Genomic DNA, 22,867 nt, shown 5'->3' on the forward strand with positions numbered 1-22,867 from the left:
GCCAATGATAATCATTTGCTTTAAAAAAACTAAAAATGTCTCATTTAATTGTGTAACCAGTTATGTAAATTACTGTAAATCAATATATAGCAGTGAAATCGACACGTTGGTTGTCGATGTTCAGACTTTTATCGCCGTGAATTCATTGCCAAATTTGGCCGTTTTCAGCTTAAAAAACGTGTTTATGCTGTGAATTGGCAGGGCACAGGAATCTGTGGTTTTCCGCACATTTGCGTCATTTTGGTTAATGCGTATTATTCTCATTCTCTCTTCGGTCCTCCGGTTAAGGCAGCCACCTACCGGGATCCCTTTTTCCATCGATGGAGTTAAGAATGAAATTGTTTTTCAGCCCGCGTCAGGTTCCCCTTGCCGCTGCGATCATCGCCGCCATTAGCCTGACGGCTTGCCAGGCACCGGCCAAAAAAGCAGAAGTGCCTGCCGGCGTAGTGAAGCCAGTCAATACGCAGTTGACTCAGCGTGTACTGGGGGATGGCCTGTATGAACTGGCTTATTCTCCTGCGGAGAAGGCGTTGTATGTCGCCAGTGCTCAGGGCTTTAAAAACGTCAATGGCGGTATGATTTACCGCCTCGACCCCGTGACTCTGGAGACTCAGGCTGAAACCCACACCGATCTGAAAAACTTTGGTATGGCGATGACAGACGACGGTCGCGTCTTCTACACCACCAATTCGCTGGACGGCGGCGTGTCGCAAGTTGATGCGCAGAGCGGCAAGGTGCAGAAACGCCTGATGCTGGGCGGCAAGAAAGACAAAGATGGCGATGTGCCAGGTGCACGTGAAATGCTGTTGCAGGGAGACGAATTATTCGTGGGTCGCGTAGCCGATCCTGGATTTATCTCGGTGGTGGATACCAAAACGTTCACCTTGAAAACGACCATCAAGAATGCCGGTAAATGGGTAACGGGCTTGATTTACTCCCCGGTAACCGAACGCGTTTATGCCGCTAATGGTGCGGGTGAAATTTTGGTCATTAACCCACGGACCTACAAAATTGAACGGCGCTGGACGGCAGGTGATGGAAAGGAATATCTGTTCCTGAATATGGCGGAAGATCCGTCTACAGGTCGCCTGTTCGTCACCGACGACTCTAAAGGCAAGGCCACTCTGGTCTTCGACGAACACACTGGCAAAGTAATCAAACGTCTTCCGGGCGATGCGCTGGGTATTAAGTTCAACAGTAAACGTAATGAGATCTATATATCTCAGCGCGAGTCGAAGAAAGTGCTGCAGCTTGATGCTACCACTTATGCCGTGAAAAACAGCTGGTCCTTCGACACCAATCCGAACAGCCTGCTGGTCTCGGCGGATGGTCAAACGCTGTATGTCTCGCTGAAGCAGGCATTTAATGAAGATAGCTCCACACAGGGCAAAGATAGCGTGGCGCGCATTGCACTTAAGTAAGCGCTGCTGAGCGTAGCAGCGCATTGAATTGCGCTGCTTGCGCTAAAACTGCGGTCGTACCCCTGGTTTTACCTCAGGGGTCGTTGATTCAGTCGACATTACCAGTTTTCCAGCACTCGCCGGCGAACGTCTTCGGGATAACCTTGCTCAAATGACGCATGCAGATGTCGGGTGGCCTGGAGTGTATCGAACACCACTTTGGCCCCTTTACCTGCGACATACTCTTGTTCTTCATAGCACTGTGGCAGACGAATGACGCGTTGATCATCGAACACCACGCGGCGCCCAACCGGGTGGACGCGGGTTGAGAGCGCCCATACCACTTCCCGGAGGTTGGTGGGGTCGAAATCATCGTCCACCACGTAGACTTTTGGAATAAAGACCATCGCGTCGGTACGGAACAGCACGTCGCCGATACGCTGGGACAGTTCGTGACTGGTGACCCCAGGCAAGCGTTCATGCCAGTCCTGCGGTACCACCACCAGCAGCCAGTGCACCGTGGAGTCTTCCGGGATCCAGGCGGTTTTGATCGGTAGCCCGGCGTCACGCAGATGTGTTAACGCGTCAGCGGCAAGACCCATCGCCCACAGGGTATGAGACTCATCCGTCGGGCGGCCGGTAATGGACATTGGCCAGATGGGATCGTCCCTATGGGTGATGGTCTCCACGTGGAAGGTTGGCTGCGCCGATGATCCTTCGCCCAGATAACCGCCATATTCACCATATGGGCCTTCCTGACAATCCCGGTGGATGGAGACATGCCCTTCGATAACAATTTCCGCCGTGGCAGGCACGTCCAGATCAATACTGACGGCTTTCACGACGGGAACCGGTGCGCCAGCCAGCGTGCCGATATAATCGGCTTCGTCAGCATGCGCCGGGATCGGAATGCCCGAGACGCAGGAGATGGCCGGAGCAGGCCCCTGAACCAGCGCATACGGCATTGGTTTGCCAGCGTTTACCCACTCGGTCCAGATCTGCCCGATATGCTGGCTGGGCACAATCAACCCCACCATGCGCTTGCCGTCAACCTTCATCACCCGCGCGATCGACCAGTTAATCCACTTGCCGTCCAGCGATTTAACAATCAGCGTGCCCCAGGTGTTGGCATAGCGGCCGCCGTCTTTATCATGGGCAAAGGGGATGGGGAAGCTGTCCAGCGTGGCATCATCTCCGCGCAAGATGTTTTGCTGGCAAGGCGCGGCAGCAGAATCAACCCGCACGGGCGGAATGCCGGGCTGGCTGCGTGCCGCCGAGAGCGCCTCAATAATTTGTGGTCCGCTGGATCCCGGAGCCAGCCCCAAAGACATGGCGACGCGGGCATAAGGCATATCGGCACGTGAGGAGAGACTGGCCGGGGCGCCAAACAGGCGAAAACCGGGAGCAACGCCCGCCACCTTATGGAACAGGGGCGCCGGAGACTGGATTTCATAACTGCGGCGGGTGATGGCACTGGGTTCGAAATCGCCGTCAACTTCGCGGGTGACATGCATGATGTCGCCCATGTCATCAAGCGCATCAATAAAACTTCTTAAATCATCATAATACTTCATGCGGCACTCCTCAGGCCGAAGGGGAAGACGAGTGGGGCTGGCCCCAGCGTTTTGTTAAATCGTTATCGAGGCCAAACTGATCCAGAATGCGCGACACGCAGTGATTGATGATGTCATCAGTGGTGGCTGGTTTGTTGTAGAAGGCGGGCATCGGCGGCAACATTATGGCGCCCATGCGCGTCAGGGCGAGCATGTTCTCCAGATGGATGGTGTTAAGCGGCGATTCGCGCGGTACCAGCACCAGCTTGCGTTGCTCTTTGAGCGTGACGTCCGCTGCCCGGGCAATCAGCCCGTCGCCGTAGCCGCAGCGGATGGCGGCCAGCGTTTTCATGCTGCAGGGGACCACAATCATGCCATCGACGCGAAAAGAGCCGCTGGAGATGGCCGCCGCCTGATCGTGTTCACTGTAAGTCTTCGAGGCGAGAGCGATAACGTCCTGTACACTGTAGGGCGTTTCAAGTTGAATCGTGGCACGTGCCCATTTGGAAATGATCAGATGCGTTTCAACGTCGAGCTCTTTGAGCGCGGCCAGAACGCGAATACCAATTGCAGCGCCGGTAGCGCCAGTCATGCCTACGACAAGCTTCATGAGGGTTCCTTTTAATCGAACCTTTGAGTTATAGTTTGAGTTCAAACTGTTTGTGCTCGAACTATAGTTTTATCGTTTTCAGGAGTCAATACAGCCGATGTCAGAAAATCACGATCTCATTGTTGCCGCGCCGCTCTGGCCACACGGAGACAGTTCGCTAATGCATTTGATGCGTCGGGCAGGGCAGCACTCATCGATGTGCTGGACACAGTGCGTCGATACCGGGTTATCGGCGGTGCAGTACGCCATACTGGTGGTATTAGCCGAAGAGACCACCTGCGATCAGCAAACGCTGGGTAACCGGGCAGGGTTTGATAAAGCGACCGGCACCTATGTGATCGACCGTATGACCAAAAGCGGGTTGCTGGATGTCCAGATCGATCCGCAAAACCGCCGCCGCAAGCTGGTGAGGATGACCGCGAGCGGCGAAGCGATGCTCGCCCAGATGATTGAGCAGGCAAAAAGCGCGGAAAAGATGATTACGGCAGGGCTGGATGCGCAGGATATCAGCGATCTGAAACGCCTGCTGAGCAAGCTGGGTGGACTGAAGGAGCATGATGAATGCCTTTGACCCACGTTGAGCCGAAACCAGATTTGACCATCGGCTTTTTGCTGATGCGTCAGTTTACCCTGGCATCCGTTGCCGGGCTGGTGGAGTCTTTGCGTTTTGCGGCGGATGAATCCTTCTCCAGCCGACAGATTTTTTGTCGCTGGGAGTGGATGACCTGCGACGACGGGCCGGTAACGGCCAGCTGCGGGCTGCCTGTCTCGCCGACGGCAAAGCTGGATTTCACAAAAGCGTGGGACTACTTCGTGGTGGCGGGTGGGTTGCTCGAAGAGACGCGTCATTCGCCAGAATGGTTATTGCAGGCGCTGCGCGAACTGCATGCGCGAAACATACCTATCATCACCCTGTGCAGCGGGGCGTTTGTGGCGGGCAACGCGGGCCTGCTGGACGGGCGTCGCTGCGCAATCCACTTCACGACCCGCGATGAATTCCGGATGCGCTTTCCAAAAGCTATTCCGGTGATCGACAAGACTTACATTAAAGACGGCGGGATTATCTCGTGTCCCGGCGGCACGGCCATTGACCTCGCGGCGGATCTCATCCGTCAGCACTGCGGGGTGGTGCGCTCCCAAAAGGTGCTTAAATATCTGCTGGTCGATAACGCCACGCAGTCGACCGCCAGGACCCGGCACAACGCCCCGCTCAACGCGCCGGACGTCTATGAAAACGAGCTGATCGGCAAGGTGATTGGGTTTATGCAGCATCACCTTGATTCGCCGATCCCGCTGGGAGAGGTCGCGGATTTCGCGGGTATCACCTTCCGCCAGCTAAACCTGATGTTTACCCGCTGTACCGGCCATTCGGCGGCGGTGTACTGGCGCAGCATGCGCCTCGAACAGGCGCGTAAGCTGATGGCGGATTCGAGTAACAGCATCAATGCCATCGCGACCGCTACCGGATTTTCGGATGCTTCACATCTGATTTCATGGTTCCGTAAACAGTATGGCGAAACGCCGAGCGCATTCCGCAAGCGGCGCAGGGAAGTTGAAAAACTGGTGAAGAAATAGAAAAGGGCTGCATCGTGCAGCCCTTTGCGTCTCAGAGACTCTGCCGTTTTGGCATCGATGCCTGCATGGTCATCTTTTCACGCGGACGATCGTCGTCCAGAGAGGAAGCATCTTCCAGGCTGCGGGCGTTGGTCTCCGGCGCCAGGAACCACGACACCACCAGGCCAAAGAAGGTGATTGCCGCCGCGATATACATCGTCGGGCCGATGCCAATGCTCTGCAGAGAAACCGGCACCAGCCAGGTACCGACCGCCGCCCCAATTCGCGACAGCGATGTGCCGACGCCCACCGCGCCGGCGCGTATCTCCGTGGGGAAAATTTCGTTTGGATAGACCAGCTGCAACACCTGTGCGCCGCCAATAAACAGCGCGTACAGCCCGAACATCAACAGGATCGCCGCAGACGGCCCATCGCGCAGCAAACCTAACAGCAGCAGCGCCAGCCCCGACCACAGGAAGCTATGCAGCAAGAGTTTACGACGCCCGAGGGTATTCACCAGGCGGGTGGCAATGATGCAGCCCACCACGAACAGCAGGGTGATGGCCACCGACCCGTAGGAGGCCCAGCCGCCGGTCAGGTGCAGCGCATCCAGCACCTTCGGTGCAAAGGCGTAGACGGCAAATACCGGAATGACGGAGCAGGTCCAGAAGATCGTGACGAACGCCATACGCTTGCCGTAGCCGGAGTGGAGCAGGTTGGCGAAAGAGAGATTCTTGCTTTCAGCCTGCGCGGGTAAGTTGTCCAGGCCAAACTCAGGGCCATAAACGCGGCGAATAACCGCTTCGGCCTCGGCGTGTCGGCCTTTGCTTATCAGCCAGCGCGGGGACTCCGGGGTGCCCATGCGCACAATGAACAGCAGGGCGCCAATGATGGCAGTGCTGGCCAGGGTCAGGCGCCAGGCATCAGGGCCGCCAAAATTCAGCAGCGCTTCACCGATCAGATAAGCTGCGGCTGCACCTGCGAACCATAAGATGGTCAGCGTAGCGAGGCACGGCCCGCGATTTTTCTTCGGCAGAAACTCCACCAGGAAGGCGGTGGCGACCGGGTATTCAATCCCCACGGCAACCCCGTTCATAAAGCGCAGCGCAAACAGCATTTCGCCACTTTGTACCCAGTATTGTGCCACGGAGCAGACGACGAACAGCGTCGGGCCAACGAAATAGAGAACGCGACGTCCAAGACGGTCAGTCAGAGCGCCGCCAATAAAGCCGCCAAAGAAGATGCCGATCAACGCCGAAGCGGCAATCAGACCTTCCCAGAAAGCGCTGAGGCCCAGGGCAGGGGAGACTTTCATCATGGCAATGCCGATGATGCTCAGCACATAGCCATCAACAAAGGATCCCCCGCCTGAACGCACGGTCAGCAGCCGATGGAAGCGGTTAAGTGGAACGTCTTCTACAGAAATAGTATTTGACATGGTTACTCCGGTCTTTCTCCGATGACGTTGAATTAACTGTGGTAACACGCCTTATTTACGATGGCGACGTATTACAGACACGCGAAACCGGTGCCGTTATTCAAACGATCGCAGAATAAATGTAGGTCAGGTAAAAAAGTTAAAATGTTATCCAGCGCAGAGATAGCGATCTGGATAAATCAATAAATAGTCATTTGTGGTAATTCATGGCAAATACTCCTCCGGTGCAGGATAGTCGGATAAGATGTTTTTTATTATCGGGTGCTTACTTACTTTCAGTTACTACAGATTCATTTTTTGGCGCCACGCTGCGGGTAGACCGCCAGCAGATTAACGAGCCCAGGCTCACCATGGCGGTGCCCTGCCAGAAGGCGAGGGTCAGCTGTGAATTCAGCATAAAGGCGGCCAGTACCGCCGAGATGATCGGGATGAAGTACGAAGCAGCAGCCAGCACGGTCACATTGCCGTGTAAAATCCCGACGTTCCAGGCCGCGTAACCAAAGCCCATCGCGATGGCGGCCAGCACCAGGCTAATCCCCGCGTGCCAGGAAAGCACAAACTCCGGTTGCGGTGCTAACAGATATTTCAGCCATAATGTCAGGGCGGTTAAAATAAAGAACAGGGTAATGCCGTTATTGCCGTTGGCGATAATTTTGGTTACCACACAATATATTGCCCAAATAATCGCGCCGCTAAAGGCCAGACCGTAACTGAGCGGGTTTTCCATAATGTTGCTGGTCATCTCACTGAACGCGAAGCCTTTATCGCCGCCCAATACCAGGCATATTCCGGCAACAGCTAAAATAACCCCCAGAATAATAAGCGGGCTGGTCTTTTGGCGGTTGACGATAACCGCCAGTAAAATGGTCATGCTCGGCCAGAGATAGTTCACCATTCCGACCTCGATGGCCTGGCGGCCCGAGTGGGTGAAGCCCAGCGAGAGCGACAGACAGAGCTCGTAGCACACAAACAGGATGCTGCCGACGATCAGGTAGAGTGACGGAAACTGCCGCAGTTTCGGAAAGCCAATGGTGAACAGCAGCAGAATGGCGCTACAGGTGTAGATCAACGCCGCGCCTCCCACCGGGCCAAAACCCTCACTCACGCTTTTAATCAGCCCAACAATCGCGCTCCACAGGAGGATTGCTATGAGTCCGATGAGCGTCGCTTTCTTCTGGGGCATACCCTGTACCTCTGTTTACATTAAGTTCACAACTGAGTCGTCTGACGTGGCGTTCTGTTAATGGCTAGTTAAATCCTGCCTTAAAACTATGCCTCCAGATGAACGCTGTAAATACGTTCTGATGGGTAATTACACCGGAATGTGATCGCTATCTGAAATCATGTAGAAAATAACTACGACGAAAATGTATTTATAAGTAATTGATAATAAATGATTAAAATTACATCTCTCGTATAAATATCCTACTATTTGGTATTTACGTTGTATTTTCTGTGTATACAAAAAATATTCAACCATTGACCTCTTTCACAACCACGTGCAAATTTTTAACAAACGCAGCCTGGTGGGCTGCTGAACAGACTGTCATGGTCGTGAATTCCCCCTGGAGGTTATCGTGTTGACATTTGAAGGTATCTACACCCCGGCAATTACCCCTTACGCAGCCGATGGCAGCATTGATTTCACTCGTTTTTCCGAGGTACTGGAGTCGCTGATTGAAGGCCGCGTACACGGCATCATCATTGGAGGTTCGACTGGTGAATACTACGCCCAGAGTCCGGAAGAGCGTAAGGCGCTGGCCGAGCACGCACGTCAGGTCATTGGCAACCGTCTGCCGCTGATTGTCGGCACCGGCGCCATCCGCACCGAGGACGCGGTGGATTACGCAAAGCATGCCCGGGAAATTAAAGCCGACGCGATCCTGGTTACCTCTCCGCCCTACGCGTTGCCGACCGAACTGGAAAACGCCCATCATGCGTTGACGGTCGATAAAGCCGCGCAGCTGCCGATCATGCTGTACAACTACCCGGGCCGCATGGGCATCACCATGGGGGAGACCTACTTCCGCGAAGTGAGCCGCTCGTCCAACATCGTGGCCATCAAAGAGAGCTCGGGGGATTTCAATAACCTGCACCTGCTGGCCTGCAAATTCCCGAACATTGCGCTCTCCTGCGGCTGGGACGACCAGGCGCTGGAGTTCTTTGCATGGGGCGCGCGCAGCTGGGTGTGTGCCGGCTCCAACTTTATTCCACGTGAACACGTGGCGCTGTATGAAGCCTGCGTGGTGGAAAAAGACTTCGAAAAAGGGCGCAAGATCATGGCCGCCATGATGCCGCTGATGAACTTCCTCGACGGTGGCAAGTTTGTGCAGTCCATCCGTTACGGCTGCGAGCTGAACGGTCTGACTTCCGGTCAGGTCCGCGCCCCGCTGCAAAACCTCGATGAAGACGAGAAAGCGCAGCTGAAAGCGGTGATTGCCGATGTGAAACGGAACGTGGCTGCGGTCACGGTGGTGTAAGGGGGCAGAATGAAACAGCTTCAGACGCTTAATGACGTCACGCGCCTTGCGCACGATCTCCCGCTTCCTGACAAGGCGTTTATCAACGGCCGTTTTGCCGCCGCGCGTTCCGGTAACACGCTGACGACGTACAATCCGGCGACCGGTGAGGCCATCGTCAATATCGCAGCCTGTGATATTGACGACGTTAACGCGGCGGTAAGCGCCGCAAGAACGGCCTTTGAGGCCGGTAGCTGGAGCAAGCTGGCGCCGGGCGAGCGTAAGTCCGTGCTGCTTAAGCTGGCGGCGCTGATGGAACAGGAGCTTGAGTCGCTGGCGGTGCTGGAAAGCCTCGACAGCGGCAAACCGGTTAGCGAGTGTCTGGCCGTGGACGTGCCGGAGACTATCCATGTGCTGAAGTGGCATGCGGAAGCGATCGACAAGCTTTACGATCACACGGCGCCGGCCGGTAACGCCATGGCGCTGGTGGTGCGTGAGCCAATTGGCGTGGTGGGCTGCGTCCTGCCCTGGAACTTCCCGCTGTTGATGCTCGCCTGGAAAATTGGTCCGGCGCTGGCGGCAGGCTGTTCGGTGGTGGTGAAACCGGCTGAGCAGACCTCTCTGACCTCGTTGCGGGTGGCGGAGCTGGCGTTTGCGGCAGGCGTACCGGCGGGCGTGCTGAATATTGTCACCGGTACCGGGCAAGCGGTGGGCGAGCCGATAGGTTTGCATGCCGATATCGATATGGTGAGCTTCACCGGCTCCACGGCAACCGGACGCCGTTTTCTGCATTATGCGGCGGAGTCCAATCTTAAAAAGGTGGTGCTGGAGTGCGGCGGCAAAAACCCGGCGCTGGTCTTTAATGATGCCGATGATATTGCTGCGGTAGCCGGACACGTACTTAACGGCGCATTCTGGAACATGGGCGAGAACTGTTCTGCCACCTCGCGTCTGCTGGTACAGGAAGAGGTAAAAGAAGCGCTGCTGGCGGAGATGGCGAAGCAGATAGGCGGCTGGACGATGGGCAACCCGCTCGATCCGCACAACCGGCTTGGCACGATGGTTTCCCCGGAACACTTCAGCAAGGTGAGCAGCTACCTCGACACGGCGCGTCAGGAAGGCTTGCGCGTACTGCATGGCGGTGACACGGAGCAGGGCGCTTACGTGCAGCCGACGGTAATCGACGGCGTCACCCCTGAAAGCGCGCTGTTCAGGGAGGAGATTTTTGGACCGGTGCTGTGCGTGACCACCTTTAAAACCGAAGCCGAAGCCATTGTGCTGGCGAATGACACGCCGTATGGCCTGGCAGCGTCGGTCTATACCAGCAAGCTTAATCGCGCGATCCGCGTATCCCGCGCGATTCGCGCCGGAACGGTGACCGTGAACTGCTTTGGGGAAGGGGATGCCACCACGCCTTTTGGCGGCTATAAGCAGTCCGGCTTTGGTGGGCGTGATAAATCGGTGTTTGCCCTCGATCAGTACACCGAACTGAAGACCATCTGGATTGATGTTGCAGAACACGACGCCTGAAGCCGGATCCAACGGCCTGGAAGCGAGAATGCCTTTCTGATTCTGTCTTCTGGTGGCGGCGAGCCTTAAGAGAACGCAGGGACGCATCTTCTCTCACCGGCAGAACACCGCCTTTTTCACCCGCGTGTCAGCAGTGAAATGGGCAGAACGTGATCCCGGCGGTGGATAATTTTTGCTGTAACGCCCCTTTATCTGTAGGTTAAGCAGCATAACAGGTTGATATTCAGGAGGCGGTAATGGGAACGGGGAAGGCAGCGCTGTATGAGGATCTCAAGCGGCACATCTTAACGATGGAACTCGATCCGGATGAGCTGCTGGATGAAGCCAGCCTGACCGCGCAATACGGCCTGTCACGCACGCCGGTGCGCGAAGTATTTCAGCGCCTGGCGGGTGAAGGCTATCTTGAGATTGTCGAAAAGCGCGGCGTTCGCGTTATCCCCATGAGCCATGCGACGCTGCGTAACTTTTTCCTGGTGGCGCCAATGATCTACGCGGCCACCGGACGTCTTGCGGTACAACACTACAAGCCGGCGCAGTTAAAGGCGCTGAAAGAGACGCAAAAGCGCTTTCGCAAAGCGGTACACAGCCATGATGCAGAAGCGCTGGCGCTGGAGAACAACCGCTTTCACGAAATTATGGGCGAGATGGCGGCCAACCCCTATCTGCAGCCGAGCCTTGGGCGTTTGCTGATTGACCATTGCCGCATAGGTCATACTTTTTTCCGGCCGCGGAATGAGGATATGGAGCGACGTCTGCAGCTTTCTGCCGATCATCACGATGCTTTTATTGCCGCACTGGAGGCGCGCGATGAGCAGGCCGTGGTGGATTTAGTGTTTGAACACTGGGAGCTGTCGCGGGAAAACATGGAGATGTTTATTGCCCCTCAGGGATTGAAAGCCGATGAGCGTGTGCAGTCTCCCGAGTAACCCCGCATAAACACCAGCCTGCAGGCATCCGCCTGTAGGATTTAACAGTACCAGAAACAGCCTTATCGCCGCACGTGCGGGGGCTTTCGCACGTCTGAATTAACCTTGATTTAACTAAATTTATACTTGTTGTATGCATGAGATATACATCACGTATTCATTTTTTTAGCCTGGCTAACATAATCCCAGCCTCGCATTTCAAGCGAACAAGCAAACATGACAGCGTACCGGAGTAATTAACGTGCAAAAGATCACCTCTCTTCCTGCCGATGACGCCCTGCCAGGGTGGTATCACACCAGTCCATCGCGCACCCCGCGTCCTACCCATGTGGGGCAAAAGCATGCGCGTTGGGCAATCGTTGGTGCCGGGTTAACCGGGCTTGCTGCGGCGCGTCAGATGGCGCTTAACTTCCCTGATGATGAAATCGTGTTGATTGAAGCGCAGGAGGTGGGGTTTGGTCCTTCCGGGCGTAACGCCGGTTTTGCTATCGACGTGCCGCATGACATTGGCGCGAAGGACTATATCGGCGATGTGAAAACCGCCAACCTGATACTCAAGCTCAACACCCTGGGGCAGGACTACCTGCGCGCTATCGTGAAGGAACAGGGGATCGCCTGTCAGATGTCCGAGTCCGGAAAATACCAGGCGGCGGTGGGCGAGCAGGGCGTGGCGATTCTGGAGGCCTATCGCCGTGGGCTGGAGAAGATTGGCCGTGAAACGCAGATGATTGCAGGCAGAGATCTCCCGGAACATATCGGCACCTCGTACTATAAACAGGCGCTCTATATTCCGGGGACCATTCTGCTCCAGCCGTCTGCGCTGGTAAAAGGGTTGGCAAACAGTCTGCCTTCGAACGTGACGCTTTACGAACATACGCCGATCGCTTCCATTGATTACGGCGATAAAATCACGCTGGTGCATGATAACGGCTGCATCACAGCAGATAAGCTGATCCTGGCGAATAACGCTTTTGCATCGCACTTTGGCTTCCTGCGCGGACGGCTGTTGCCCACCTTCCTGTACGGCAGCCTGACCCGTCCGCTGACGACCGACGAGCAATCCTTGCTGGGCGGCAAGCCGGTGTGGGGCGTGATCCCGGCGCATCCGTTTGGCAGCACCGTGCGCCGCACGATGGATAACCGCATTCTGATGCGTAATAGCTTTAGCTTCCACCCGGATGGCCGCCCGCGGGAGTATCACCTGAAGAACTTTATTGCCCGGCACCGTAAATCTTTTGAGCGGCGCTTCCCCACGCTTAATCAGGTCGATTTTGAATATTCCTGGAGCGGGGCCATTTGTCTGTCAGAAAATCATGAAGGCTTCTTCGGCCAGCTGGCCCACAACGTCTACGGTGCACTGTGCTGTAACGGCCTGGGGATCACGCGCGGCACGGCCACGGGCAAACTGCTGGCGGATATGATTGCGGGCGAAAACAATGAATTAATTCAGTTTCTCAAGTCATCACCAGGGCCAAATAAAACGCCGCCGGAGCCGTTTTTGTCGATTGGCGTCAATTCGGTGTTGAAATGGGGACAATACAGAGCAGGGCTTGAGGTATAGCCTTTACCTCATTGATAACACAATGGTTTATGCGCTAACAGGGTTGCTGAAGCAACCCTGAAACAACATCACAAAAGCACCTGCCAGGTAGATGCTTTTGGCCAACTAATATGCGTTAGACTTTGCCAAGCAGAATATTCAACATGCGGCGTAATGGTTCCGCCGCTCCCCACAATAGCTGATCGCCAACCGTCAGAACCGAGTAGACAGGGTCATTGTTTAGCGCCATTTTCTTGTAACGGCCAATACCAACCTGAAGCGAACCGCTGATATGAGCCGGGGTCAATTTACTGACACTTTCATCCTTGGTATTGGGCACATAGTTAACCCAGGGGTGGGAATGCGTGATTAACTGTGCAAATTCTTCTTCGCTAACTTCACGCTTGAGCTTCAGGGTTATTGCAGCACTATGGCAGCGGATCACGCCGACACGAATACACAAACCATTTACCGGGATCGTACCAGGAGCAAGACCCAGAATTTTGTTTGTTTCTGCCTCACCTTTCCATTCTTCACGGCTATTACCATTCCCTAAATCGCTGTCAATCCATGGAATGATGCTACCCATTAACGGTGCGCCGAAATGGTGGATGGGCATGTCAGCACTTTTAATCAGTTCACTGACCTTATTGACTAACGGAAGCACGGAACCTGAAGATGCCAGTTCATCGGAGGTTAAATGCTGACTTATAAATGCGCTTTGAGCGATTAATTCCCTAACATATTGAGCTCCTGCACCGGATGCAGACTGATAGGTCATCACACTCATCCATTCGATCAAGTCAGCCTGTATCAACCCTGCTAGTCCCATCAGGCTCAGCGTGATGGAACAGTTGCCGCCGACAAAAAGTTTAATTCCCTCTTTGACTGCGCGATCAATAGTGGGGCGATTGACGGGGTCGAGAATAATGCAGGCGTTGTCATCCATCCGTAGCGCAGAGGCCGCGTCAATCCAGTAGCCTTTCCAGCCTTGATTAATTAAAGCTGGGTATATTGCTTTAGTATAATCACCCCCCTGGCAGGTTATGATGATATCCATTTCGGCCAGGGCACTTATGGAATTAGCATCCTTGAGTGTGTAGCTGACGCCGCCAATGACGGGCCCGGCGGCACCGGCACTTGAAGTACTGTAAAAATGAGCAGAAATATGGTCGAAGTCGTTCTCTTCGACCATTCGCTGCAACAAAACAGAACCCACCATACCTCGCCAACCAACAATGCCAACCTGCTTCATGTTCTTAGCCTTAATAACGTTATGAGAATGCTCGTTTTTTAGAAATACTTTATATCGCATTCCAAAATGAAGGTCATTACGAATGACATCAAATCCCTTCATTATTAAAATGTTTCATATGGTATCAGCGATTTTTATACCTGGCTCATAGAATAACGATACTAGCCATCTAATATAAAAAACAAAATAAATTGAGTCGATGCTTAACGATATAAGTATTAAAAGGAAAGGATACGTACCAATGAAACCGAATGCGTGTCTCTCAGATACACACTTTTGGTAACAAAGGGACTTCCCTTCCAAATTCGTATGACTCATCATTATTTACCACGGCGGGCATACTTTATACTGCCTGCAAAATTGCAGATAGTTGAACTACAAAATCATGCCAGGGGAATGTCTTCAAGACTGGTATAAATGACTAGTCCATGTTTTCGTGCTATTTCAATATCCATATCAGCCCCTTTAGAAGCACCTTCAATTCGGTAAATGGCATCACATTTAGTGATAAGCCGGTGCGCAACCGGATAGATCATGGACTCGCCTATCTCATCGTCGATAGATTCAGAACCTGCAGATCTCGCCAGGGGTAATGCCAGCCATTCGCCGATAACGGGAATGTGTCCTCGCTGGTATACCGCCAGCGCTGCAGTTTCCAGTCGAGCGAGATTAGCATCGATCAGTTCTTGCTTCCCTTCAGTTCCGCTACGGTATGGGCCAGCAATCAGAATGAGTTGTTTAGTCATGAGAACCTCATAAAACGCCTTTCAGGGCTACGTGATAAAGTAACATGATGGTTTTACCATCAACAATTAGACCACTTTCTACAGCGGCATGATTTGTATCGAGGGGAAGCTCCAGCACGTCGATATCTTCACCTTCCGCTTTTATGCGGCTTTTTCAGGCCACACCATCAGTTAAAAATCTTTTACTTTCAACGAAATATCTTTGTTTATCTTTCATAAAAACAGGAAAGCGAAACTGACACTGCCAGTCACCGTTTTGTCGCCGAATCTCAACGTCTATTTTTTAGCGCATATCCGTTACCGGAAAAGATCTGGCTTTGACGATCCGTACTTATGCACGTTTTTTCGCATTATGGCCCCTGAGCACGATGAGGTAACATCATAAACGGCGGTATCGTGCATAATCAAGATAATTCGTGCATTAAAATGAAAAATTACATGCTCACCAGTCAACGGAGATAACTCATCCTTGAACATCTTCTGGTCGAAGGACGAGTTGACCTGCCCCCAGTATTAGATACAACCTTCAGTTAGTAATGTCGGTTGGTTTTCCTTCATATTTCCCGTTTCGCCAGTCCGCTGCAAATTCAGCTGGCGTCTGGTAATCCAGCGATGAATGTGGACGGCACTCGTTATAATCCTGCCGCCAGTCATTAATCGTTTTCCTGGCATAAGCAATATCGCTGAACCAGTGCTCATTCAGACATTCATCGCGAAATCGTCCGTTAAAACTCTCGATAAATCCGTTCTGTGTCGGCTTGCCCGGCTGGATAAGCCGTAGTTCCACACCATGCTCAAAGGCCCATTGATCGAGCGCGCGGCAGGTAAATTCCGGTCTCTGATCGGTTCTTATCGTAGTCGGATAACCGCGAAACAACGCGATACTGTCCAGAATACGCGTGACCTGTACGCCTGATATTCCGAATGCGACAGTAACTGTCAGACACTCCTTCGTGAAATCATCCACGCAGGTCAGGCACTTGATCCTGCGACCGTTGGACAGTGCGTCCATAACGAAATCCATCGACCAGGTCAGGTTCGGCGCATCGGGGCGCAGAAGCGGAAACCGTTCGATCGCCAACCCTTTACGGCGTCGTCTGCGCTTTACGCTCAATCCATTAAGGTGGTAAATGCGGTATACCCGCTTGTGATTGACGTGAAGGCCTTCCCGACGTAGTAGTTGCCAGATGCGCCGATAACCAAAACGTCTGCGTTCAAGTGCCAGTTCAGTGATACGCCCTGATAAATGCGCATCAGCAGATGAGCGCTGAGCATCATAACGGCAGGTCGACAGAGACAAACCTGTAAGCCCGCAGGCACGACGTTGCGACAGACCAGTCGCATCACACATCAATACCACGGCTTCCCGCTTCTGGTCTGTCGTCAGTACTTTCGCCCAAGAGCCACCTGAAGCGCCTCCTTATCCAGCATGGCTTCGGCAAGCAGCTTCTTGAGTCGGGCGTTCTCCTCTTCAAGCGACTTCAGGCGCTTCACCTCAGGAACTTCCATGCCACCAAACTTCTTGCGCCAGGTGTAGAAAGTGGCATCGGAAATGGCGTGCTTACGGCAGAGCTCACGGGCAGAAACTCCGGCTTCCGCTTCACGGAGAATACTGATGATCTGTTCGTCGGAAAAACGCTTCTTCATGGGGATGTCCTCATGTGGCTTATGAAGACATTACTAACATCGGGGTGTGTTAATCAACGGGGAGCAGGTCAGTTGGAATGCTAGAGACTCCCTAAAAGTTGATGGTTCGTTTTGCTGGGATACTTACATCAGAACCCGTATGGGAGGCGTCTTTGGGTGGGAAGATAAGCTTTTCGAGAGCATCAGGTGTCACTGACTCAGGTAACGGCCACGCCAGTAATGTTGAGTTAAAACGGGAGATGACTTCAAAGACCATCGATGGACTGATATTCAACGTCAGTGCGATACAACGGTGAGTCAACTTCTGGCCGAACTTAAGCTGTAAGATTTTAAAACACGTTTCCATAGAACTCCGGGATTTTCTCTTTTTAGACATCGATGTCTCCACTGGGATAAAAAACCAGCAATGAAAGACCGTGTTAGAAAGAATTAATTCCCGGGATGATCGGCGAACGCGAATCGGTGATCGGTCGCCATGCGAAAACGTGTTCGGACACGATGCGAATAAGTGATCGATTCAGCCGCGATTTTGCAGATATTGACTGATCAGACGATAAGCGTATTTATTGGCTCTACCGTAAACATGGGCTGTCGCTTCGGCTTAAACGCTCACACCGCAATAAATCCGCACTGAAACGGCAACCACAGCCTAAGGGACTCTGGCCGAACCACGTCTGGCACATGGATTTTGTCTCTGATGTGTTGTTTGACAGTCGCCGGCTCCGCCTACTGACTGTCATTGGCCTCTACACGCGTGAGTGTCTGGGGATCTGCGTGGGCCAGAACCTGCGGTCTGCAGAAGGGGCTGAGATGCTGAACACTATTGCGCTGAGGTGCCCGTTACAGAAACGACTGAAAATAGATAACGGACTACCGTTTGAATTAACAGTTTTTGCACACACGGATAATACCAAGGTGGAATCGTTCAACAGCAGGTTGCGACAGAAGTGCCTGAACGAGAACTGGTTCATATCGCTGGAGTTAACACTTGCGCCAGTACTGATAACGCAGCTGCTCCAACTGGTGGAAAGGCGAGTCTTTGTATCATTGCGGCCATCGTCCACCTGGAGATGAAGAATTGTGTCGGGGTCTATGTAAAATGTGGGCGGCGGAGGCTGTCGCCGCTGCAAGAAACCGCCGTCCTCAGCGCGACGGGTGGCTTTTATTTAAATAAATTTTAAATCCAGATTGTCCAGCTCCATTTTTAAGGAACGATGATAGTGGATATAGCATTCAAATTGCATCTCCAGCCCCGCCGGTGGCGCAAAGGACTTTAACGGAAAGACGTTCTGCAGCGGTGCAACGAAAACTTGCGGAATAATCATGATTGAATCACTGTTGGCGCACAGATAGGCCATCGTCAGTAAATTAGGACTTTCCCAGGAAATTTTTCGCTTGAGAATAAGCGCATCCGTAGGATCCATCCCGTTAATCATGCTGGTAATACTGCCTAAATCCCGGCGCCAACGTAGATGGGTATTCTCATGCCAGCCGGTGAGGGTAAATTTGTCATGAATCGACGAGTGGTTTTCACTGACCAGAATGGTGGTGTCAGATTGAAGATATTTTTTAGATATAATAGAGATATCGTCCGGCAGCTTTCCACCAATATCAATATCGACTTCTCGTTGCTTCAGTTTACTTAAACGTTCGTTCTCGCAGGTATCCATGGTAATAAAGTGAAATAACGTCCCGTCTTCCATATTGTGCAGCGAATCTGCCAGTAAAAGTTCAATTAATGAATAGGTGGCAATGATAAATTCTTTTCTGCTGGTATTGAGCGCCACGATCTCACGATAGCGTTCCTGCAGGGCCCACGCGGTATCATCCGGCTTTAAGCCCGACCTGGTGCGGATAAAAATATCAGCGCCTAGATATTTCCTTAGACTTTTGATAGTGTAGCTAATTGCTGAAGGCGAAATATTCAGCTGGGTTGCTGCTTTGCTGGCACTCTCGCACTCAATAACCGCGTTGACGATCTTTAATTTTTGCAGGTTTATTTTATTCATTTTTATTCCTTTCAGAGGGTGAAACTAAGTTGCCTGAGCGGTAAAGGTTGATTTGACGGAGTTGATAATGTCATCAATCAAACGGGTCATCACGGGATTGTCGGTAATTTTATTATTAAAGTGCATATAGCAATCATGCTTCATTATTAGTTGCGCAGGAAGTTCAAGACGCTTAACCGGAAAGGCATTGATCAGCATAGGAATGAAAACATCGGGGATCAGCATGATACAATCGCTGCGTGAGCAGAATTCTACCATATTAATAATGCTGCCAGAGACAATCGCCACTTTGCGTTCCTGAACATATTTCTTCACAGCGCTGGAAATCTGCATATTTTCACAATAGTAATCCCCAAGGGAGGACCAGACCGCATGCTTGAGATGATATAAATCTTCACAGGTTAAGTTTTCTGGAATGGTGGTGTTATTGATGCTGGCTAGGATCGAAATGTCCGAAGTAAATAATTTTACTTTACTAAATGCCTTATCCTGTGGGAGTTCGGCACCGATATCAATATAGGCATTCTGATGCACCAGATTGTCCAGTCGCGCATTAACATTGATTGTATAAGGCAAATAGACATAGCGATACTTATGCGAATTTTGGCTTAATCCGGCGATCGATTCTGATAGCAGCATCTCTACCGGGGAGTAGGTCATAATCGTTAGCTTCTTTTCGTCCTGATGATTTTCTGGTGCCTGTTCTTCAAAATCAGAGGCAAAATACTTTTGATATCTCTGGCTGAGTTCATAGGCCGTAGCGTTGGGTTTCATTCCGCTACGGGTGCGAATGAAAAGGTGTTCCCCGGTAATGTTGCGGAGTTTCTTTAACGAGTAGCTGATCGCCGCAGGGCTTAAGTTAAGTAACTTTGCTGTCGTTTTCACGCTGCCACAAACAACCAGAGTATTGATGATTTTTAGTAATTTTAGTTCGATTGTCTGTGGCATGCTTTAATACTCCATGAAGATCTCGGTTGCCGGGTAAATATACTCACAGGGCGAGGTGTGAAATAACGTATGATAAATAAGAACTATCCTGCATGAAATGTAGTGTGAAAAGGGATGTCAAACAATACATAAAAAAATCTGGATAACGGTACTGTAGAATTGTGCTTTTAAGAAAAATCTTAATCCATTGTTTTGTTTGTGGTTTTGGCCTTTATTTAGTTTGTTTAAAAAGTGAAATAGAAAATACTAAAATACAATATATCGGCAATCGGGGTCCTGATTCTGTCGCCAGATTCGGAATTTAAAATTAAATTTTTTCAGCCGATAGCGAGGCGAGCATGAGGCGATCAAATGGCGGCGTCGCTCTTTTATCCGCAAAATCAAATGTTCAGCCCATTTACTGCTACTATGGCTAGATTATCGCTAACCTGATGTGTTCGTTAATAGCGAGTTGAAAAGGCCTGGCTGGCGGTTTAAATTTATGTGGGGCGAGGAGGGGAGAAGTGGCGCAAAAATACGGCTCACCGGCCTGTCGAGGAGCGAGGTGACATGAGCTTAGAACTGGATATCAAAATACTCAGAGCCATCCATACGTTGAGTACGGCTGGCAGCGTGACGAAAGCGGCGGAGATGTTACAGGTCACCCCCGGTGCGGTGACCTACCTCATCAATAAAGCGCGGAAAACCACCGGTTCAGCGCTTTTTTTCCGCACCCGGGAAGGGATGAAGCCGAATACGCTGGCGACTGAACTCAGTCAGCGCTATCAAAGCATGATGGCCGACTATTTTCCCGAGGAGTCCGCGTCATCGGCACTTAACAGGGCCTTTATTGTCAGTACCTATTCTTTGGTGGAGTTTTTGCTGGCGTTGGCGTGGGGGAAATCTGCGCCAAAAGAGGCGGATCTGAGTTTTGTCTCTACCGTTGGTGACGATACGCAGCGTCTGGCAGGACTGCGAAATAAAGAAGTCGATATTGATATTGGCTCCCGGCTGCCGGTGGATAGTGCGATCGTTCAGGTGAAACTGTTTTCCTCCGAAGTTGGCATGATTGCGCGCAAAGACCATCCGACGATTAACGAAAAATTTACCACCAAAGACTGGCATGAGAATGGCCATGTTTTATGGTCGCACGGGATGCATTTTATCAGCGAGGACATTGCCCAGACCCTCGACTTCCGCAACCTGTTCGATCGGCAAAACAAGGTATGGGTTTCGAGTAGCTCGTTGAATGTTACGCTGCTTTGCGCCTATACCAATGCGATTAGCCGCATGCCGGTACGCATTGGTCGTAAGCTGGAGGCGGTGCTGCCGGTCAGGATCTTCAGCCTGCCGGACGATTTGCATATGACCTATGAATGCTACCTGCATTATCACCAGGCTTTTGCCAACGATCTGACATTTCAACGGGTTATTGAAAGAATTCAGCATTCGCTGTAACACTATCTGCCAGGCGCCACGCAGCGCGCTCACCGCGTGCTGTCGATGTTATCGGGCAACGATATCGCGACGCTGTTGCGGCATCACCCGACCATAGTCATTAATCCCTTGCCAGCGAATGGCGCATGGCGTTGCCGGTTGGCAGCCGCTGATTTTGCGCTGGCTGAACGGCGCCACCATGCCCGCGTTGCGTCTCTCCTGACCATTCACCTGCAGGCTGGAAATCGTCACGTAGTAGGGGGTTGGGTTCTCAATCAGTAGTTGATGACCGGTCCTTGACCAGCGCAGTTGCCGATAGGCGTTCTGCGCCGAACCTTGCAATCCCGCCGGGCGATAAAAGAGCTTCAGCTGCGAACGCACGGCAATCTGCACGCTGTGGTCGTTGGCCTGCCCGGAAGGGATGGTCGCGATACTCAGGGTAAACAGACTTTCGCGATCGCGCGGCAGATCGGCGCCGGTATAAATAAGACGCAGCGTGCTGTCTCGCCCGGCTTTAAGAGCAAACAGCGGAGGCGTTATCACAAACGGCGCGTTTGCTGACGTAGGCGTACTGCCCGCCCAGGTACCCCCCGCCGAGATCTTACTGTTAATCAGCCAGGTAAAAGGGCTGTTGTTACGCAAAGGCACCGTGACGCTGCTTTGCTTCGCGCCATACACCACGCGGGTGCCGCCGATGACCACACCCGCCTGCACACAGACGCTGCAGCAAAGGCAGCACAGGATAAGGATAAGGATAAGATTACGCATAATTGAGCATAAAGGTGGCCGATGCATTGGCCGGGCCGGAAGAGACCGTCTCGCCGTTGGCCAGGTAGCGGGCATAAAATATCAGCGCCACGCTGGCCTGGTTCGGGATCAGGTCGGTACCACCGCCGGGCTGGTCGAGGGGGATCAGGTTTTTCTCACGGTCGTAGAGCGCGATCGCCATGCCGGTGGCTACCCCCACGCCAGGCGTCAGAGCGAGCAGGTCGGGATTATGATCATCGGCGTTACCGCTAAAGGTCACCGTGACATTGCTGGCGCCGGCCCCGCACTTCTCCAGATTTATGGTAAAAGGCTCGTAGCGGGTGCCATCCCCGGCACGGGCAAAGGTCTTACTGCTGACGTCGCCAAACTTCACCAGCAGAGTGGTTGAGTCCGCCGACACGGCACAGGTCTTATCGACAATGGTGCCGGTAATGTTGACCGTACCGTCGTGTCCGGCGCCGTGGGCTGCCGACAGGGCGAACAGGGATAGCGCGGCGCAATGGCTCAAAAGGGGGCGCGTCATCAGTCACTCCTTATTGGTACTGCAAATCAAAATACATCACCGCCGTAGCGTTGCCTGCGGTGACCACATCCTGAGTGGATTTATAGCGCAGGTAAAAGGAGAGCGTATTATCGCCGGGCTCCAGGGCATAGAAGGGCGGTGAGGGACTGTTTATCGCCAGCGTCTGCTGTTTGCTGTCGAGGATTTCAACGCCGATGCCGCTGGCCATGCCGCCCGCGGCGGCGGTATCAGAAAGCGCCAGCAGGGATGGATTATTTCCGTCGCTGGCGCCGGAAAAACTGAGCAGGGCGCCGGTGGCGGCGGAGCCGCAGCCGGTCAGCTTGATATTAAAGGCTTTTGCCGCGCTGACGCTACCGGCGGCGCTAAAATCGCGGGCGGCAAACTGGCCGATATTCACCGTCTGCGTTTTACTCTCCACTTCGCAGGTGCGGGAGAGAATAATCCCGGTCATCTGCAGGTTATAGGTTGCAGCGCTGGCGCTTGCCGTCAGTGCGAATAGCCCGGCCAGAGGGAGGGGACAGAGGTATTTGCGTTTCATCTTCCCG

Annotated in this window: 20 protein-coding genes and 2 pseudogenes; 8 read left to right on the forward strand and 14 right to left on the reverse strand. The window is 52.7% G+C overall.

Annotated elements, in window-relative coordinates:
* Positions 1-332: 332 nt before the first annotated feature.
* Positions 333-1,421 (forward strand): YncE family protein, encoded by a 1,089-nt coding sequence (locus EDF82_RS01680; RefSeq protein ID WP_123753896.1) that lies wholly within the window; start codon positions 333-335, stop codon positions 1,419-1,421.
* 98 nt (positions 1,422-1,519) lie between these two features.
* On the opposite strand, the gene EDF82_RS01685 is transcribed toward EDF82_RS01680, so the two are convergent.
* Together EDF82_RS01685 and EDF82_RS01690 are read right to left on the reverse strand one after the other, a co-directional pair.
* The gene (locus EDF82_RS01685; RefSeq protein ID WP_123753897.1) at positions 1,520-2,974 is read right to left on the reverse strand and encodes a UbiD family decarboxylase; all 1,455 of its coding nucleotides are present in this window, start codon (positions 2,972-2,974) and stop codon (positions 1,520-1,522) included.
* A 10-nt stretch (positions 2,975-2,984) separates the two neighbouring features.
* Entirely contained in the window at positions 2,985-3,563 is a 579-nt protein-coding gene (locus tag EDF82_RS01690) for a non-oxidative hydroxyarylic acid decarboxylases subunit B (protein WP_123753898.1), read from the reverse strand.
* A 97-nt stretch (positions 3,564-3,660) separates the two neighbouring features.
* Between EDF82_RS01690 and EDF82_RS01695 the strand changes: the two genes are divergently transcribed.
* Together EDF82_RS01695 and EDF82_RS01700 are read left to right on the forward strand one after the other, a co-directional pair.
* A complete protein-coding gene (locus EDF82_RS01695) occupies positions 3,661-4,134 on the forward strand; it encodes a MarR family winged helix-turn-helix transcriptional regulator (protein WP_123753899.1) in 474 nt (157 codons plus the stop codon).
* A complete protein-coding gene (locus EDF82_RS01700) occupies positions 4,125-5,138 on the forward strand; it encodes a GlxA family transcriptional regulator (RefSeq protein WP_123753900.1) in 1,014 nt (337 codons plus the stop codon). The genes EDF82_RS01695 and EDF82_RS01700 overlap by 10 nt, the downstream gene beginning before the upstream one ends.
* A gap of 31 nt (positions 5,139-5,169) precedes the next feature.
* On the opposite strand, the gene EDF82_RS01705 is transcribed toward EDF82_RS01700, so the two are convergent.
* A complete protein-coding gene (locus tag EDF82_RS01705; protein WP_123753901.1) occupies positions 5,170-6,555 on the reverse strand; it encodes an MFS transporter in 1,386 nt (461 codons plus the stop codon).
* Between the two features lie 265 nt (positions 6,556-6,820).
* Entirely contained in the window at positions 6,821-7,738 is a 918-nt protein-coding gene (gene yddG, locus EDF82_RS01710) for an aromatic amino acid DMT transporter YddG (protein ID WP_123753902.1), read from the reverse strand.
* A gap of 394 nt (positions 7,739-8,132) precedes the next feature.
* On the opposite strand from yddG, the gene EDF82_RS01715 reads away from it, so the two are divergent.
* From EDF82_RS01715 to EDF82_RS01730, 4 genes are all read left to right on the forward strand, one after another.
* Positions 8,133-9,035, forward strand: coding sequence for a dihydrodipicolinate synthase family protein (locus EDF82_RS01715; protein WP_123753903.1), 903 nt, complete (start codon positions 8,133-8,135; stop codon positions 9,033-9,035).
* Positions 9,036-9,044: 9 nt separating this feature from the next.
* On the forward strand, positions 9,045-10,544 hold the full coding sequence (locus tag EDF82_RS01720) for an aldehyde dehydrogenase (protein WP_123753904.1): 1,500 nt from the start codon (positions 9,045-9,047) through the stop codon (positions 10,542-10,544).
* Between the two features lie 236 nt (positions 10,545-10,780).
* Complete coding sequence (locus tag EDF82_RS01725; protein WP_123753905.1) at positions 10,781-11,470, forward strand: GntR family transcriptional regulator; 690 nt, start codon at positions 10,781-10,783, stop codon at positions 11,468-11,470.
* A gap of 241 nt (positions 11,471-11,711) precedes the next feature.
* Positions 11,712-13,031: an FAD-binding oxidoreductase gene (locus tag EDF82_RS01730; RefSeq protein ID WP_123753906.1), complete on the forward strand. Its 1,320-nt coding sequence runs from the start codon at positions 11,712-11,714 to the stop codon at positions 13,029-13,031.
* A gap of 115 nt (positions 13,032-13,146) precedes the next feature.
* Here EDF82_RS01730 and asd read toward each other — a convergent pair whose 3' ends face one another.
* From asd to EDF82_RS01770, 7 genes and pseudogenes are all read right to left on the reverse strand, one after another.
* Positions 13,147-14,265 (reverse strand): aspartate-semialdehyde dehydrogenase, encoded by a 1,119-nt coding sequence (asd, locus tag EDF82_RS01735; protein WP_123755442.1) that lies wholly within the window; start codon positions 14,263-14,265, stop codon positions 13,147-13,149.
* 383 nt (positions 14,266-14,648) lie between these two features.
* Positions 14,649-15,011, reverse strand: coding sequence for a DUF4406 domain-containing protein (locus tag EDF82_RS01740; RefSeq protein ID WP_123753907.1), 363 nt, complete (start codon positions 15,009-15,011; stop codon positions 14,649-14,651).
* A gap of 7 nt (positions 15,012-15,018) precedes the next feature.
* Positions 15,019-15,156: pseudogene (locus EDF82_RS25340) on the reverse strand (GDP-mannose pyrophosphatase); the annotation flags it as partial.
* A 381-nt stretch (positions 15,157-15,537) separates the two neighbouring features.
* Positions 15,538-16,658, reverse strand: a protein-coding gene (locus tag EDF82_RS01750) for an IS3 family transposase (RefSeq protein ID WP_123753908.1) whose coding sequence is annotated in 2 segments (ribosomal slippage) — positions 15,538-16,400 and positions 16,400-16,658 — 1,122 coding nt in all. Because the reading frame shifts where the segments join, the coding sequence is not laid out codon by codon here.
* Between the two features lie 142 nt (positions 16,659-16,800).
* Positions 16,801-17,004, reverse strand: a pseudogene (locus tag EDF82_RS25095) (IS21 family transposase); the annotation flags it as partial.
* Positions 17,005-17,824: 820 nt separating this feature from the next.
* On the reverse strand, positions 17,825-18,667 hold the full coding sequence (locus EDF82_RS01765) for a LysR family transcriptional regulator (RefSeq protein WP_123753910.1): 843 nt from the start codon (positions 18,665-18,667) through the stop codon (positions 17,825-17,827).
* Positions 18,668-18,691: 24 nt separating this feature from the next.
* Positions 18,692-19,615 carry a LysR family transcriptional regulator gene (locus EDF82_RS01770; protein WP_123753911.1) on the reverse strand — a complete coding sequence of 308 codons (924 nt, stop codon included), beginning with the start codon at positions 19,613-19,615 and terminating at the stop codon, positions 18,692-18,694.
* A gap of 549 nt (positions 19,616-20,164) precedes the next feature.
* Between EDF82_RS01770 and EDF82_RS01775 the strand changes: the two genes are divergently transcribed.
* A complete protein-coding gene (locus EDF82_RS01775) occupies positions 20,165-21,052 on the forward strand; it encodes a LysR family transcriptional regulator (RefSeq protein ID WP_123753912.1) in 888 nt (295 codons plus the stop codon).
* Positions 21,053-21,100: 48 nt separating this feature from the next.
* Here the strand turns inward: EDF82_RS01775 and EDF82_RS01780 are convergent, their stop codons facing one another.
* The 3 genes from EDF82_RS01780 to EDF82_RS01790 are packed head-to-tail and all read right to left on the reverse strand — an operon-like array spanning position 21,101 to position 22,860.
* Positions 21,101-21,799, reverse strand: coding sequence for a fimbria/pilus periplasmic chaperone (locus tag EDF82_RS01780; protein ID WP_227540091.1), 699 nt, complete (start codon positions 21,797-21,799; stop codon positions 21,101-21,103).
* Entirely contained in the window at positions 21,792-22,322 is a 531-nt protein-coding gene (locus EDF82_RS01785; RefSeq protein ID WP_123753914.1) for a fimbrial protein, read from the reverse strand. Before EDF82_RS01785 ends, EDF82_RS01780 begins: the two co-directional genes overlap by 8 nt.
* A 10-nt stretch (positions 22,323-22,332) precedes the next feature.
* Entirely contained in the window at positions 22,333-22,860 is a 528-nt protein-coding gene (locus EDF82_RS01790; protein ID WP_123753915.1) for a fimbrial protein, read from the reverse strand.
* Between the last annotated feature and the right edge of the window lie 7 nt (positions 22,861-22,867).

It is taken from the genome of Klebsiella sp. BIGb0399, assembly GCF_003752615.1.
In the GTDB taxonomy this organism is placed as follows: domain Bacteria; phylum Pseudomonadota; class Gammaproteobacteria; order Enterobacterales; family Enterobacteriaceae; genus Klebsiella; species Klebsiella lignicola.

Coding starts and splice junctions, on each gene's coding strand:
- EDF82_RS01680 (WP_123753896.1), top strand. CDS start 333: ATGAAATTGTTTTTCAGCCCGCGTCAGGTTCCCCTTGCCGCTGCGATC.
- EDF82_RS01685 (WP_123753897.1), bottom strand. CDS start 2,974: ATGAAGTATTATGATGATTTAAGAAGTTTTATTGATGCGCTTGATGAC.
- EDF82_RS01690 (WP_123753898.1), bottom strand. CDS start 3,563: ATGAAGCTTGTCGTAGGCATGACTGGCGCTACCGGCGCTGCAATTGGT.
- EDF82_RS01695 (WP_123753899.1), top strand. CDS start 3,661: ATGTCAGAAAATCACGATCTCATTGTTGCCGCGCCGCTCTGGCCACAC.
- EDF82_RS01700 (WP_123753900.1), top strand. CDS start 4,125: ATGCCTTTGACCCACGTTGAGCCGAAACCAGATTTGACCATCGGCTTT.
- EDF82_RS01705 (WP_123753901.1), bottom strand. CDS start 6,555: ATGTCAAATACTATTTCTGTAGAAGACGTTCCACTTAACCGCTTCCAT.
- yddG (WP_123753902.1), bottom strand. CDS start 7,738: ATGCCCCAGAAGAAAGCGACGCTCATCGGACTCATAGCAATCCTCCTG.
- EDF82_RS01720 (WP_123753904.1), top strand. CDS start 9,045: ATGAAACAGCTTCAGACGCTTAATGACGTCACGCGCCTTGCGCACGAT.
- EDF82_RS01725 (WP_123753905.1), top strand. CDS start 10,781: ATGGGAACGGGGAAGGCAGCGCTGTATGAGGATCTCAAGCGGCACATC.
- asd (WP_123755442.1), bottom strand. CDS start 14,265: ATGAAGCAGGTTGGCATTGTTGGTTGGCGAGGTATGGTGGGTTCTGTT.
- EDF82_RS01740 (WP_123753907.1), bottom strand. CDS start 15,011: ATGACTAAACAACTCATTCTGATTGCTGGCCCATACCGTAGCGGAACT.
- EDF82_RS01765 (WP_123753910.1), bottom strand. CDS start 18,667: ATGAATAAAATAAACCTGCAAAAATTAAAGATCGTCAACGCGGTTATT.
- EDF82_RS01770 (WP_123753911.1), bottom strand. CDS start 19,615: ATGCCACAGACAATCGAACTAAAATTACTAAAAATCATCAATACTCTG.
- EDF82_RS01775 (WP_123753912.1), top strand. CDS start 20,165: ATGAGCTTAGAACTGGATATCAAAATACTCAGAGCCATCCATACGTTG.
- EDF82_RS01780 (WP_227540091.1), bottom strand. CDS start 21,799: ATGCGTAATCTTATCCTTATCCTTATCCTGTGCTGCCTTTGCTGCAGC.
- EDF82_RS01785 (WP_123753914.1), bottom strand. CDS start 22,322: ATGACGCGCCCCCTTTTGAGCCATTGCGCCGCGCTATCCCTGTTCGCC.
- EDF82_RS01790 (WP_123753915.1), bottom strand. CDS start 22,860: ATGAAACGCAAATACCTCTGTCCCCTCCCTCTGGCCGGGCTATTCGCA.